Annotated in this window: 13 protein-coding genes; all 13 read right to left on the bottom strand. The window is 46.0% G+C overall.

The features are described from left to right. Window positions 1-84: 84 nt before the first annotated feature. The 13 genes from ACE3MZ_RS06790 to ACE3MZ_RS06730 all read right to left on the bottom strand — a co-directional run bounded on the left by ACE3MZ_RS06790 (window position 85) and on the right by ACE3MZ_RS06730 (window position 14875). Window positions 85-1629: a 2-isopropylmalate synthase gene (locus ACE3MZ_RS06790; protein ID WP_411346723.1), complete on the bottom strand. Its 1545-nt coding sequence runs from the start codon at window positions 1627-1629 to the stop codon at window positions 85-87. 370 nt (window positions 1630-1999) lie between these two features. Beyond that, on the bottom strand, window positions 2000-2992 hold the full coding sequence (gene ilvC, locus ACE3MZ_RS06785; RefSeq protein ID WP_188773825.1) for a ketol-acid reductoisomerase: 993 nt from the start codon (window positions 2990-2992) through the stop codon (window positions 2000-2002). A 306-nt stretch (window positions 2993-3298) separates the two neighbouring features. After that, window positions 3299-3793 (bottom strand): acetolactate synthase small subunit, encoded by a 495-nt coding sequence (ilvN, locus tag ACE3MZ_RS06780; protein WP_411345697.1) that lies wholly within the window; start codon window positions 3791-3793, stop codon window positions 3299-3301. Further along, window positions 3790-5538 carry a biosynthetic-type acetolactate synthase large subunit gene (ilvB, locus tag ACE3MZ_RS06775; RefSeq protein ID WP_411345696.1) on the bottom strand — a complete coding sequence of 583 codons (1749 nt, stop codon included), beginning with the start codon at window positions 5536-5538 and terminating at the stop codon, window positions 3790-3792. Before ilvB ends, ilvN begins: the two co-directional genes overlap by 4 nt. A gap of 1135 nt (window positions 5539-6673) precedes the next feature. Beyond that, window positions 6674-7636 carry an ABC transporter permease gene (locus tag ACE3MZ_RS06770; RefSeq protein ID WP_411345695.1) on the bottom strand — a complete coding sequence of 321 codons (963 nt, stop codon included), beginning with the start codon at window positions 7634-7636 and terminating at the stop codon, window positions 6674-6676. Beyond that, window positions 7636-8715 (bottom strand): ABC transporter permease, encoded by a 1080-nt coding sequence (locus ACE3MZ_RS06765; protein WP_411345694.1) that lies wholly within the window; start codon window positions 8713-8715, stop codon window positions 7636-7638. Before ACE3MZ_RS06765 ends, ACE3MZ_RS06770 begins: the two co-directional genes overlap by 1 nt. Continuing rightward, a complete protein-coding gene (locus ACE3MZ_RS06760; protein ID WP_411345693.1) occupies window positions 8708-10246 on the bottom strand; it encodes an ABC transporter ATP-binding protein in 1539 nt (512 codons plus the stop codon). The genes ACE3MZ_RS06765 and ACE3MZ_RS06760 overlap by 8 nt, the downstream gene beginning before the upstream one ends. Before the next feature lie 218 nt (window positions 10247-10464). After that, window positions 10465-11505: a BMP family lipoprotein gene (locus ACE3MZ_RS06755; protein ID WP_411345692.1), complete on the bottom strand. Its 1041-nt coding sequence runs from the start codon at window positions 11503-11505 to the stop codon at window positions 10465-10467. 543 nt (window positions 11506-12048) lie between these two features. Further along, window positions 12049-12408 (bottom strand): 50S ribosomal protein L20, encoded by a 360-nt coding sequence (rplT, locus tag ACE3MZ_RS06750; protein ID WP_367055172.1) that lies wholly within the window; start codon window positions 12406-12408, stop codon window positions 12049-12051. A 26-nt stretch (window positions 12409-12434) separates the two neighbouring features. Further along, window positions 12435-12635 carry a 50S ribosomal protein L35 gene (gene rpmI / locus ACE3MZ_RS06745; RefSeq protein WP_322903223.1) on the bottom strand — a complete coding sequence of 67 codons (201 nt, stop codon included), beginning with the start codon at window positions 12633-12635 and terminating at the stop codon, window positions 12435-12437. A gap of 13 nt (window positions 12636-12648) precedes the next feature. Further along, window positions 12649-13146: a translation initiation factor IF-3 gene (gene infC, locus ACE3MZ_RS06740; RefSeq protein WP_411345691.1), complete on the bottom strand. Its 498-nt coding sequence runs from the start codon at window positions 13144-13146 to the stop codon at window positions 12649-12651. Window positions 13147-13395: 249 nt separating this feature from the next. After that, window positions 13396-13557, bottom strand: coding sequence for a hypothetical protein (locus ACE3MZ_RS06735; RefSeq protein ID WP_411345690.1), 162 nt, complete (start codon window positions 13555-13557; stop codon window positions 13396-13398). A 70-nt stretch (window positions 13558-13627) separates the two neighbouring features. Next, window positions 13628-14875, bottom strand: coding sequence for a glycosyltransferase family 2 protein (locus ACE3MZ_RS06730; RefSeq protein WP_411346722.1), 1248 nt, complete (start codon window positions 14873-14875; stop codon window positions 13628-13630). Window positions 14876-15387 lie beyond the last annotated feature (512 nt).

Here is a 15387-nt window from a genome sequence, read left to right as displayed (position 1 = left end):
ATTGGAAACACTCGAAGATCAAATTCACATGTTTGTATAGATGATACTAGCATTTGCAGAACAGATTCACTGGTGTGAATGAAATTAGCTCATCGTAATATTGTCACGACGACCGTATGTTTTGCGTTTTTCGACCAGACGATTCAGAGAATCTACATATGCGCGTGCGCTAGCTTCCAGAATATCCGTGCTTACGCCGCGACCTTGTGCAGTGATGCCGTCCTGTGTCAGTGCCACATGCACTTCACCAAGCGCGTCTTTCCCTTGTGTAACCGCTTTGATCGAATAATCTGCTAGCGTCACATCCTCCTGCGATGCTTTGTCGATCGCATTGTAAATGGAATCGACGCCACCGTTACCACTGGACTGCTCCTCGCGTACTTCGCCATCCGCTGTGCTCAGGCGCACCTTCGCCAGCGGCTCTGCTTCACTGTCAAACGATACAAACAGCGAATCCAATTGGAAGAATTCTGGCGCATCAGTCAGGCGCTCTTCTAGCAGCGCAAACAGATCGTCATCGGTAATTTCCTTTTTCTTGTCAGCTAGTACTTTGAATTTGGCAAATGCAGCATTCACTGCTTCCTCATCCAATTCATAGCCCAGCTCGATCAGATGCTCGCGGAACGCGTGGCGACCGGAGTGCTTGCCCATCACGAGCTTGCTTTCCTTGAAGCCAATCGTTTCCGGCGTCATGATCTCATACGTCGATTTCTCTTTTAGCATGCCATCTTGGTGAATCCCTGATTCGTGGGCAAACGCATTCGCACCGACAATCGCTTTGTTGCCCGGCACGACCATACCCGTCAATTTGCTAACAAGACGGCTCGTACGCGCGATTTCGGACAGTGTAAATGACGTCTTCGCACCATAAAAGTCCTGACGCGTTTCCAGCGCCATTGCCACTTCTTCCAGCGCCGTATTACCAGCACGCTCACCAATCCCGTTAATCGTACCTTCAATCTGATCCGCACCGTTCAAAATGGCTGCCAGTGCGTTCGCAGTTGCCATACCCAGATCGTCATGACAATGTGCGCTCAACTGTACCTTTTCCACACCCGGTACATTGTCTTTTACATATTTAAAAATGTTACCGTACTCATATGGCGTCAAATAACCGACCGTATCCGGCAGATTGACTACATACGCGCCTTCCTCAATCGCCATCTTCGTCATTTCCGCGATAAAGTCCAGCTCCGTGCGACCCGCATCCTCCAGCGAGAATTCCACCTTGTCAAAATACTTACGCGCATATCGAATCGCTGAACGCGCTGTATCCTTGACTTGCTCCTTCTCCATACGCAATTTGTACTGACGGTGAATCGGTGAAGTCGCCAGGAACAGATGCAGGCATGGATCTTGCGCCCCCTTCAGCGCCTCGCGTACCGCATCGATATCCTGCTCACGCGAACGCGACAAACCAATTACACTAGCATTCTTCACAGCGTTCGCCACAGCATTGACCGCTGCCAAATCCCCAGGCGAAGCCGCCGGAAATCCAGCCTCAATACGATCGACACCCAACCGCTCAAGCTGATGAGCAATCTCCACTTTCTCCCGAGTATTCAAATTAACCCCCGGCGACTGCTCCCCATCTCTCAACGTCGTATCAAAAATATAAATTTTACGCATCATCGCACCTCCTTATAGTTTAGGTAAAACGTATTCATAAAACATACAACCAGATCTCATATATTAACAATTACCCAAAACAATCAAAAGAAGCATAGAAGCCACCCCAAGCATAAAGCTCAAAGCAACTCCCTACTTCTCTACTCCGTAAAAGAAGTTTATCTTTCATTTGCGGCAGGCAGGGTGAACACGCACCAGCGGAGGGAAAAGAATGGTTCTGCAGAAGCGTAGCGCTCGCCTTTAAGATTGGATTTTGACTGCTGAAAGGCAGTCGTTCAAAAAATCTAATCTTAACAGCGATCGAAAGAACCATCTTTTCCCGCAGCAGCCGTCCCTTCATCCCACCTCACCACAACTAAAATCTAAACTATTATTTTTTAATCCAATGCATCATTTCACGCAGTTGACCGCCCACAACTTCCAGTTGGTGCTCGGACTCGTTGCGGCGTGTCGCTGTCAGGAATGCACGACCGGATTGATTTTCCAGAATGAAGTCGCGTGCGAATTTACCCTGTTGGATATCGGACAGCACTTCTTTCATCGCTTTTTTCGTTTCTTCTGTAACGATGCGAGGGCCAGTTACATAGTCACCATATTCCGCAGTGTTACTGATGGAATCGCGCATCGTTGCCAGACCACCTTCATACATCAGGTCAACGATCAGTTTCAGCTCATGCAGACACTCGAAGTATGCCATTTCAGGAGCATAGCCCGCTTCAGTCAGCGTTTCGAAACCAGCTTTCACCAGTGCACTTACGCCACCACACAGAACCGCTTGCTCACCGAACAGATCGGTTTCTGTTTCTTCACGGAAGGAAGTTTCGATAACGCCGGCACGCGTACAACCGATACCTTTCGCGTATGCCAGACCGATTTCTTTGGCATTGCCAGTAGCATCTTGATGAATCGCGATCAGACCCGGTACGCCAAATCCTTCTTCATACGTACGACGTACCATATGACCTGGGGATTTTGGAGCAACCAGCAGCACATCATTGCTTTTCGGAGCAACGATTTGACCGAAGTGAACGTTGAAACCGTGTGCGAACAGCAGAGCAGCAGTATCTTTCAGGTTTGGCGCGATTTCGCTGTTGTATACGCTCGCTTGTGTTTCGTCCGGCATCAGGATTTGTACGATGTCTGCTTTTTTCGTTGCTTCTGCAACGGACAGTACTTCAAAACCATCGTTTTTCGCTTTGTCGAACGATTTACCTTCACGCAGACCGATAACTACGGACAGACCGCTATCACGCAGATTTTGTGCGTGAGCATGTCCTTGGCTACCGTATCCGATAATTGCGATTGTTTTACCTTTCAATACGTTCAATTCTGCATCGTTTTCATAGTAAGTTGTTACTGCCATTTTTTCTTCCTCCTTTAATATATGAAGCGTAATTACCGGCAATGCCGATGTTTGCCAACCCTCCTGAAAAGAGCGGGTAGTTCAAAGAAACGTTGTACAAGTCACCTGATGGTACATAATCGCTGTATATTTTCACATCCATTTGCTTACATCGATCATTATCGTTCCTCTCAACTCCCCGCTCTTTTAGCAAAGTGGGCGTTGTTGATTGTGTACTTTGATATGTTCATGGCATGCTTTAAGTTTTCCTTACTTGCATGCCATGTATGTGGTGGCTTGCATGCTGATCATGCAAATCCAATAGTGTTACACATTACCGCGAATCATCGCTGTCGCGCCTGTGCGGGAAAGCTCACGAATGCCATAAGGCTTCAGCAGCTCGATCATGGCATCGATTTTGTCGGTATCGCCAACGACCTGAACCATCAGGCTGTTCGGCCCGATATCGACTACCGCAGCACGGAACGTTTCAATGACACCCATAATTTCTGGACGCTCAGACGGTTCTGATTTTACTTTAATCAAAGCCAGTTCGCGTGCAACCATTGGACGGGAACTCAGATCGATTACTTTGATTACATCAATGATTTTGTACAGCTGTTTTTCGACTTGTTCCAGCGTGTTCTCGTTGCCGGACGTGACGATAACCATACGAGACAGACCGGATTCTTCGGACTGACCGACAGTAATGCTTTCGATATTAAAACCACGGCGACCAAAGAGTCCGGAGACTCTTTGCAGCACGCCTGGTTGGTCGTTGACTAATACGGCGATGGTGTGTTTGAACGTTGTCGCTATCATTCGTGATCCCCCATTAACATTTGATCAATGGTGGCTCCTTGTGGAACCATCGGATATACATTTTCGTGTTTGTTGACTACAAACTCGACGACGACTGGACCTGGTGTGTCCATCGCTTCTTGCCATGCGGCTTTCGCTTCGTCTTTGTTCGTAGCACGCAATCCTTTTACTCCATAAGCTTCAGCCAGTTTGACGAAGTCCGGGCTACCAGACAGATCGATATGGCTGTAACGGTTATCATAGATCAGCTCTTGCCATTGACGAACCATACCAAGCACCTGATTGTTCAAAATAACGATCTTCACCGGAATATTGTTGATCGCGCAGATCGCCAGCTCTTGCGCACACATCTGCATACCGCCGTCACCGTTAATCGAGATAACGAGACGATCTGGATTTGCCATCTGTGCACCGATTGCGGACGGGAAACCGAAGCCCATCGTACCCAGACCACCGGAAGTCACCCATGAACGTGGTTGGTTGAAACGATAATACTGTGCTGCCCACATTTGGTGCTGACCTACGTCTGTCGTTACGATCGCTTCGCCATTGGTAGTATCATTCAGCAGCTCCACAACCCATTGCGGTTTCAGCACGGTATCGGAATCTTCATACCGGAAAGGTTTTTCCTTTTTCCAGTCGGCAATCTTGGCACGCCATTCATCGGCATATTGTGCGTGTGCAGCGTCCGTATTCAGCAGCTCCAATACCGTCTTCACATCGCCGACGATTGGAATATCGGTTTTTACATTTTTGCCAATTTCGGCAGGGTCGATATCAATGTGGACGATCTTCGCATGCGGTGCAAAACCATCCAGTTTACCAGTTACCCGGTCATCGAAACGTGCACCGATGCTGATCAGCAAATCCGACTGTTGAATCGCATTGTTCGCTGCGTACGTTCCGTGCATACCCGGCATACCGATCCACAGATCGTTACCGCTTGGGAATCCACCCAGACCGAGCAACGTTGTTGTGATCGGAATGCCTGTCGTTTCAACGAACTTCAGCAGCTCTTCGTGACCGCCAGAGTATACAACGCCGCCGCCTGCCAGAATGAGCGGACGTTTTGCTTCGGCAATCGCCTGATGCAGCTTGTCCAGTTGCAGCTTATTCGGCATTACCCGTGGGTTATAGCCTCTCATGACAACGGGTTCTGTATGCGGTTTGAACAACGCTTTGGCTGCCGATACATCCTTCGGAATATCGATCAGTACCGGACCTTTGCGACCAGTATTGGCAATATGGAACGCTTCGTGAATCACTCTTGGCAGGTCTTCCACATCGCGCACCAGATAGCTGTGCTTCGTGATCGGCATTGTGATACCTGTAATGTCCGCTTCTTGGAAAGCATCCGTTCCGATCAAAGTCGTTGCTACGTTACCGGTAATAACGACCAGCGGCACCGAGTCCATATAGGCGGTGGCAATGCCGGTTACCAGATTCGTTGCTCCCGGTCCGGATGTGGCGATACAGACGCCTACTTTTCCACTTGCTCTTGCATATCCGTCTGCCGCATGAATTGCTCCTTGCTCATGGCGGGTCAGCAAATGCTTGAAATCATCAAAGCCGTGCATCGCATCATAGATGTACAATACCGCACCACCCGGATAACCGAAGACGCATTCTACATCCTCCAACAGCAGGCTGCGAAGCAGCATTTCGGAACCGGTAATGACTTCCGGCTTCATCCATTTCTCACGTAATTGTTCTGTCGATTGCACATTGGGTATTTGCGCGCTCATTTGTGTTCCTCCTCCCAAAAATTCACATCAATCTTACATTAGAAACTTGTGACAGTCCGACGCATCTATAATAGATGCTTGCTTGGTTTCTCTGTATTTAAGAAGCGCAGTTCAGGATTTAAATATCAAAAAAACCTTTCGCCGCCTCCAACAGAAAAACATTCTGTTCGAGGGACGAAAGGTTTAGCTTCCGTGGTACCACCCAGGTTCGCACACCGCCTCACAGCAGGTATGCCTCAGCAAGTAAGACGTCTCCGCCTTACCTGTCGTCTGTAACGTAGACGCTACGATTTTCCCTAATAATCATCATGCTAGGATGATGCCTTTCAGGAAAACAGCTCCGAGGTGAGCTCGTATAAAAGGGTTTTGATGAAGCTTTCAGCATACGCTTCACTCTCTGGACAAAATAGCCCTTAAAACTTAGTCCTCTTCATAGCCGATCATTCATATTCTACATAATGGGCTGCAACATATGACCATGTTGTGTCAGCCGCTGATTTAGGACAATTATATGATTCATTTGCAACAGAGTCAACACTAATTTTTTTTGCATTTTTGAACAATGATTTTAAATGGTCACAATCCATTTATTCATTATTTATGTAACCATGACGCTATATTCGGTTTAAATACTGTATTTTTACAACAAAATCATGTATATCCATGCTCATTAAGCTATTCAGCATTTGTGCACAAAGAACAAACATCTACGTTGGTCTAACATTTATTTTTGTCTGAAGCACACATATCTTTTTCATTTTTGTAGCTACATACAAAGCATGATTTACCCTTTTATTCCCAAAATATAAACATGAAAGGACGATCGGGACAATGCCATCCTTCTGTTTCAACATGCCTTATCCTACACGGAAGCACATGAACAGACGTATAAAAAAGCCCGGCAGTTCGTTAAGGAACTACAGGGCTCGGTTTATCTATATCTGGTTGTGCTAGTGGATTGTAACAGCCACTCGGCATACGATTGCAGGTATGACATACGATATAATCGCAGATATATTGAAACGAATCGAATGAATCCCGTGGATCAACAACACAGCAATCTAAGTTGACTCAAATAGCAGCGTCTACCTTGCAATCCTATCCCATTCAACCTGCTTCATTCAAACAATCAACGTCATCGCTTACTTGGATCGTACGGCTGTCCGAGCGCAGATGGTGCGCTGGAACGTCCTACTGCCGCCACCAGAACGATGATCGTCAGCAAGTATGGCAGCATGTAGATAATTTCAGGTGGAATGCTCTGTGTCCAGGCAAACAGCTGTACATAATTACGTACCGCTTGGGCCAGACCGAAGAATACCGCCGCGCCAAATGCACCAATGGGATTCCATTTACCAAAGATCATCGCAGCAATCGCGATATAACCTTGACCTGAAATCGTATTATGAGCAAATGTACCGGTTGTCGTCAGCGTGATCGTTGCACCACCGATCGCAGCGAGCGCACCACTGATCATAACGCCAGTATAGCGCATCCGGTTTACTTTGATACCCACGGTATCTGCCGCACTTGGATGTTCACCAACAGAACGCAGACGCAGACCGAATGGTGTTTTGTACAATACATAGAACGAAACGAATACGAGAATGATCGCCAGATACGTCGTTGGATATGCATTGAACAGCGCATCACCCAACAATGGAATCTTGCTCAAACCTGGAATCGGCATACGGCTGTAACCGGAGATGAGTTCAGTTTCACCCGCACCGTCAAACAACAGCTTTACCATGTACAGCGTACTGCCTGCTGCCAAGAAGTTGATCACGATACCACTGATAACCTGATCCGCTTTGAATGTGATCGAAGCGACCGCATGAATGAGCGATACGATGATACCGAGCACAACAGCAGCACACAAACCGACCGAAGCCGCTGCAAAGCCGTTCATACCCGCATCCTGCGCATAATGACCGAATACACCAGCAGCAAACGCGCCGAATACCATCAGACCTTCCAGACCAAGGTTCGTTACACCGGATTTCTCCGAAAAAATACCGCCGAGAGAAGTGAATATGAGCGCTGTAGCAAATACCAGCGTCGTATTCATAAGCTGCCCGATTACTGTCAATACATCCATTATGACACCTTCTCTTTCTTGCGCTTGGCATAAAACGGTTTAAGCACCCAGCGCACAATCCCCTGTGCGGCAATAAAGAATATAATGGCACCGATAACGATACGCACAATTTCCGGTGGAACATCCGCGCTGAAGCTCATACCCGCAGAACCGTAGGTGAGCGTTCCGAACAGAATTGCACCTAGAATAACGCCAAATGGATTGTTCATACCGATCAGTGCTACTGCGATACCGTCAAATCCGGTTCCCGGCGAACTTGCCATAACAGACTGATAACCGAATACACCGAGTACAGTGAATGCGCCGCCCAGACCAGCAAATGCGCCGCTGATGAACATCGCTTTGACGATGTTGCGGTTCACGTTCATCCCAGCATACTTCGAAGCATCCTGGTTGAAGCCAACGGCACGCAGCTCGAAGCCTTGTTTGGTTTTCCACATGAAAATATAAAAGAATACAGCTGCCAGCACAGCAATCAGCGTACCCCAGTGTACACGAGCGTTGCCCATCATTTCGGACAACCAGCCGATCGCAATCGAAGCGGACGGCTCAATATTAACCGATTGAGTCGTGCCATCTTGCAGCGCAAATGTGTTGATAACCAGATTGGATAGATACAGACCGATCCAGTTGAGCATGATACAGGAAATAACTTCGTTCACGCCGCGTGTTGCCTTGAGGAAACCTGCCAGCGCTGCCCATAGACCGCCAAATACTGCACCCGCGATAATCGCTAGCGGAGCATGGATAAATGCAGGTAATCCGTGCAGATGGATACCAACGATCGAAGCGGCAGTCATCCCGATCAGAAACTGACCTTCACCACCGATATTAAATAGACCCGTACGAGCCGCAAAGGCAAATGCCAGACCTGTCATGATCAGCGGCGTCATCTCACGAATCGCCTCACCAAAGTCATACGAATCGCCGTATACGCGCTCAAGCAGCGCGCTATACGCATCAATCGGGTTGTAACCGCCGATCAGCATAACCAGTGCGCCGAGCACCAGACCCATCACGATTGCCACGAATGGCAGGGTAAAGGAATCTCGGGTAAAGAATTTCAAAATATTATTCATGGACTGCACCTCTCTTTACGGTGCTTCCCGCCATCATTAAGCCCAATTCCTGATCATTGGTTTGTTCCGGCAGCACTTCACCTACAATTTGACCTTCATAAATAACAGCAATCCGGTCGGAAACGTTCAAAATTTCATCCAGTTCAAACGAAATGAGCAATACCGCTTTGCCTTGATCGCGCTGAGCGATCAGTTGCTTTTGCACAAACTCAATCGCACCAACGTCCAGACCGCGTGTTGGCTGTGCCGCTACGAGCAGATCCGGGTTTTTGTCGATCTCGCGTGCGATGATTGCCTTCTGCTGGTTACCACCAGACAATGAGCGTGCCATCGTATGAATACTTGGCGTACGCACGTCAAAAGCGTCCACCAGACGCTGCGATTTTTTATCCACTTCATCATATTGCATAAAGCCATTTTTGTTGTACGGCTGTTTATAGTACGTTTCAAGCACCATATTCTCGCTGACGGAGAAGTCCAGCACCAGACCGTGCTTATGACGGTCTTCCGGAATATGAGCAACGCCAGATTCGGTAATTTTGCGCGGCGTCAGATTCGTGATGTCTTTGCCATGTAGCGTGATTTTACCGCCATCGATATGGCGCAGACCCGTCAATGCTTCGATCAATTCACTTTGACCGTTGCCATCGACACCAGCAATACCAAGAATCTCACCAGCTTTGACATGAAGATTCAATTCGTTCAGTACAGACATACCATCTTTGTTTTTGGAAACGATATGCTGCATTTCCATAACGACTTCGCCCGGATTGGCTGGCACTTTGTCCACTTTGAAGCTGACATTGCGACCGACCATTTTCTCAGCCAGCTCTTGTGGCGAGGTTTCGGACTTTTTGACTGTATCAATCACTTTACCACGACGAATAATCGTTACCGTGTCAGCGATCTGCATAATCTCTTTGAGCTTATGCGTAATCAGAATGATCGACTTACCCTCTTTGATCAGACGCTGCATAATGTCCATCAGCTCGGAGATCTCCTGCGGTGTCAGTACAGCAGTCGGCTCATCAAAGATCAGAATATCAGCGCCACGGTACAGTGTTTTCAAGATTTCAACACGCTGCTGCATCCCGACGGAAATGTCATGGATTTTGGCGTTTGGATCTACACGCAGACCGTATTGCTCAGATAGCTTGCGGATTTCTTCCGTTGCTTTTTTATAATTGATTCTAGCGCCCTTTTTCGGTTCCGAGCCCAGAATAATATTCTCGGTAACAGTAAATGGTTGTACCAGCTTGAAATGCTGATGGACCATCCCGATGCCTAGTTCAATCGCCTTGTTCGGGCTGTCGATCAGGACAGGCTTACCATCCACTTCAATACCGCCCTCATCTGGCTGATACAGCCCGAATACGATATTCATAAGTGTGGACTTACCTGCACCATTCTCGCCCAGCAGCGCGTGAATCTCGCCTTTGAACAGCTTCAGGCTAATCGAATCATTGGCAACAATGCCGGGAAAACGTTTTGTAATTTGTTTCAACTCTACAACAGGGGTTGCTGTATTCATTAAATCACCCTTATAAGCAAATTGATTATCCGTATAGTATGGCTTCACATCTGTATATGTTCGGCTGTTGATCAGCTAAATCCTGCAACCACTGTCATCATTTCATCTCACTCATATCCATGTATGTTGGAGAACTGCTGTATTTATCGATAGACGTAACAACAAGGCTAGTGGTTAACCAGCCTTGTTGTTATATCTATTATGTGATGCGCATTATATTATTGAACGGTATCAGGTACTTTTACTTCGCCGCTGATGATTTTTGCTTTGTACTCATCAACCAGTTTCAGTACATCAGCTGGAACGTTTTTGCTGGAAGTTTCGGCAACGCCTACGCCGTCATCTTTCAGACCCAGTGTTTCTGTACCGCCTTTGAATGTACCATCAATTACTTCTTGGGAAACTTTCTCAACCGCTGTATCTACGCGTTTGATCATGGAAGTCAGAGTTACTTTGTCGCCGAATTCCAGCGATTGGTCTTTGTCGACACCGATAACCCATACTTGTTGACCTGCGTTAACACGAGCGCTTGCTTCGTTGAATACGCCAGTACCTGTAGCGCCGGCAGCGTGGAAGATAATATCTACGCCATCGTTGTACAGTGTAGCTGCTGCAGATTTACCAACGTCTGGTTTGTCAAATGCACCAGCGTAGTTCACTTGCAGTGTTGCATCAGGATTTACAGCTTGGATACCAGCTTTGAAGCCAGCTTCGAAACGCTGGATCAGCGGGCTTTTCTCGCCGCCTACAAAACCGATTTTATTTGTTTTCGTCATTTTGCCGGCAATAACGCCGACCAGGAAGGAACCTTCATTTTCCGCAAATGTTACGGATTTTACATTCGGTTGATCTACCACACTGTCGATGATCGCCAGTTTGGAATCCGGATTTTGCTTCGCAACCGTGTTGATTGCATCCGCCAGGTTGAAGCCGATACCCCATGTCAGAGCGTAGCCATCTTTCACAAATTGGTTCAGGTTTGGAATATAATCCTGATCCGATTTACTTTGCAGGTATTTTACGCTTGCACCGCCGCCTGTTTGTACTGTTTGCAGTGCTTCCCAGGCAGATTGGTTAAAGGATTTGTCATTCACGCCGCCTACGTCAGTAACCATACCGATTTTTACGTCGCTAGAACCGCCGCTTCCGGATGTACCGTTGCTTGCATTGTTTGTGGAATCGCTTTTGTTACCGCATGCTGCCAGAAGTACGGACAATGCCAGTACCATGATCAGCGAAAGTGAATAGACCTTCTTCATGTATCTTTTTCCCCCTTAAAAGTATCAACTACGCGTCTGTCTTCTTTCTGTTGAAACCCGAACATTTTACCCTTTTCAACGTAAAAATATTCGTCTTGTGGACAGATTCAATAGTCACTGAACCGATTATACAATCATGTGGTAGGAAAATCTACTATTTTAATAACAATTGGTCAATTAATTTATACAAGATACTAAGAAAGCGCTTAATTTTGTTCACTTTTACTAATATATGTAAGGTATATGTCAGTAAACCTCTTACGAGAGTACAGCAATTTATGTTTTAACGCGCTAAATCGTCATATTATATGTAAGGTTTTCAGCAAGTACATGAATACGATGTAATATTCACAACATTTCATAGATATAAAGCATGTCATTATTTCCTATTATACAATTCTTCTTCTGGATGAAGCTGTGAGGGATTTGTCTTTCTTTATTATCGGCTTGCACATCTATATATTTAGCACAATTCTATGGGTAATCAATCCTCAAAAAAAGAGTCCCTGCATATACAGAGACTCTCTTTGTAACACGTAACACTTACGCGTTGATTTTTTCTTTTGCTACGGTTGCCAGGGAGTTGAACGCTGTTACATCGTTCACTGCCAGTTCAGCCAGCATTTTGCGGTTGATGTTCACACCAGCCAGTTTCAGACCGTGCATCAGTTTGTTGTAAGACAAACCGTTCAGACGTGCTGCTGCGTTAATACGTACGATCCACAGTCTGCGGAAGTTACGTTTGGTTTGACGACGGTCACGGTATGCGTAGACCAGGGATTTGTTAACCTGTTCTTTTGCAGTTTTGAAAATACGGTGTTTGGAACCGAAGTAACCTTTTGCAAGTTTCAGATATTTCTTATGTTTACGACGTGTGACGAATCCGCCTTTTACTCGTGCCATATTATAAACCCTCCCGGAAAATTAAATTATTTAAGATTAGCCAGACCTTGTTTCAAACGTCTTACGTCACCAGCAGCCATCAACGGGCTAGTACCCAGTACGCGTTTTTGACGTTTGGATTTGTGGGACAGCAGGTGGTTTTTGAACGCTTTGTGGCGTTTTACTTTACCTGTTCCTGTAATTTTGAAGCGACCTTTCAAACTGCTATGAGTTTTCATTTTAGGCATTTGAATATCCCCCTTAGTTATTTTTCGGCGCCAAGATCATAATCATGCTGCGGCCTTCCAGTTTCGGTTGGCGCTCAACAGTACAGATATCTGCAACTTCATCTCTTACACGTTCCAAGACTCTTTGACCAATATTTGCATGTGCAATCTCGCGACCGCGGAAGCGGACCGAGCATTTCACCTTGTCGCCATTGTTAAGAAATTTTACTACATTACGGAGTTTGGTTTGATAATCATGCTCCTCCGTATTGGCATGGAAGCGAATTTCTTTCAGTTCAACAATCTTCTGATTTTTACGCGCTTCTTTTTCTTTCTTCTGTTGCTCGTAACGGAATTTGCCGTAATCCATAATCCGGCAGACCGGTGGTTTCGCTTGAGGAGCAACGTTGACCAGATCCAGATTCAGATCGATCGCCATTTGCAACGCTTCGCGAGTTGGCTTGATTCCGATTTGTTCACCGTCAGCACCTACCAGGCGCACTTCTTTGCCCCGGATTTCTTCGTTGATCATATGTTCCTTACTAATAACCTTCCACCTCCACATTATGATAGACAATGCTATTTGGAAAAATAAAAGGGATGCAGGTCTCATCACCTGCATCCCTTGATCAGCAAATTGTTCATGACAGACGCACTGTCATTCAAATAGAGATCAATGAACCAGCCGACGTAAATCGGTCAGGTGAGAAGACAAGCTTCTACTTATTCATTAGTCGTATCACAAAACACTAGAATAGTATATCATGCGCAAATACACACGTCAACCACTTTGACTATTTTTATTTAATGCACGTGCGACACCGACACCGACACCGACACCGACACCGACAGTATCAATTGTAATGACTTGGCTGGACTTGGCTTGGACTTGTCTATTCGTCGTTCGCATCAAAAAGAGGAATGCACCGACGTTGATCGGCACATTCCTCTTTGTTTAAGTTACCAATATCTATACACCATGTATTCGGAACAACTCTAGCTATCCACGAATATTACAGTGTGCTTTGTTTGCTTCCGTGTACTTCTTCGATGCGTACAACGCGTGTATGCTCAGTGTGGCTCCATTGTTTGTTGTTCTGCGTGAAGAACGCGTAGAACGTAATTGGCCACCAAGACAGACCGTAGATTGGGAACAGCAGCAGGTACATGTAAACTTTCCACGATTTGACCTTTTCCAGAGCCATTGCCAGAATGAACGTCACTACGTTCGCTGCAATCGCTACATACGCTACCCACAATGGCAGGTAGTTATAGATCGATACCACATGCGGTCCACCCAGAATTGCAGTGTCAATCCAGACAGCGGCAGTCATCAAGAATGTGATCAGCACCACGTAGACATTGACGCTGTACAATGCCAAGTCAAACTTGATGATGTTCATTTCCTTGATACTTTTCCACAGCAGCGGGAAGAAATAACGACGTGCTACGGTAAAGTGACCTTGCATCCAGCGCAGACGTTGACGGGAAGACGCTTTGAATGTCAGTGGCTTCTCATCGAATACTTTAGCATCATAGCTGAATTTTGGATAAATGCCTTTTTCGGCACAACGCATAGTAAACTCAAGGTCTTCGACCAGACTTGTTGCGCCCCAGCCGATTTCTTTTAGCAATTCGTTCTCAAAGCACATTCCTGTACCACCAAGGAAGTTGGCCATATTCAGGTTGTGACGGGACAACTGCCACAGACGGTTGATGTACCAGTACGATACGCCGTAAGCAGCTGTAATCCAAGAATCTTCCGGGTTCTTTGTATCGATATATCCTTGAATAACACGTGCGCCTTCACACATGTCATTGTTCATTTCAGTCAGGAAGTTTGGTGCAGCCAGGTTGTCGGCATCAAACATCACAATACCATCGTATTGACGTTCCATACTCCACAGTTCGCGCAGCATCCACTCGATTGCATATCCTTTACCGCGTTGTGCAGCATTGGTACGCACACAAGCGTTCATGCCATGGCTACGTACGATATCGGCTGTGCTATCTGTACAGTTATCGCAAATTACGAATACATCGTACAATTCTTTTGGATAGTCCATCTGCTTTAAGTTTTCCATTAGCGCGCCAATAACCTGTTCCTCGTTATGTGCAGCAACCAGAATAGCGAATGATTTTTGCGGTGCGTGTTCTGGTCTCTTTTTACGTTTGAAAATACCGAATAATGAGAACCCGAATTGATAGACTGCAATAAATGCCAGTATAACTTGCAGTACTATAAAAATTGTGTCCATGATATTACCCATCACGATGTGTGACCCCCTTCATTGGTAGAACCCTTTCAAGCTTTGAACTATTGACGTTTCATCCATGGTTAGCTGGTATCCGATGATAAAACGTGATACCATGTTTGTTTTTAAATATGAGTTTATGTTTGTGATTTTCTCTGCCTTTTACATCCTGATTCATTATGACTGAAAGATTCAGCTTTCCGCAAATTGTTCCTGTTTAACCTCATTCCGATGCGGACATTAAGATTTTGCACACTTTTTGTTTTTTTGTCAAAGCGACATTTTTCACTAATTCGCGAAATTCTCTGTAATATATACGTAATATATTACGAGAATGTTGCAGAATGATAATAAAAATCGTTTTAGCTCCAAATTGCTCCATTTTGCTCGCTTTCTAAATCTTTAGTCTCATTTTTACATATGAAAAATGGGTTCAATCTTCTCAGATCGCCTGCAATGTGGATCTAAAATAAGAATGTCATCCGTTCTTTCTCTAGTCTGCCAATCTATAAACGCAT

It is taken from the genome of Paenibacillus sp. WLX1005 (genome assembly GCF_046603685.1).
Taxonomy (GTDB): Bacteria; Bacillota; Bacilli; order Paenibacillales; family Paenibacillaceae; genus Saccharibacillus.
This window is presented reverse-complemented; position numbering and strand designations above follow the sequence as displayed.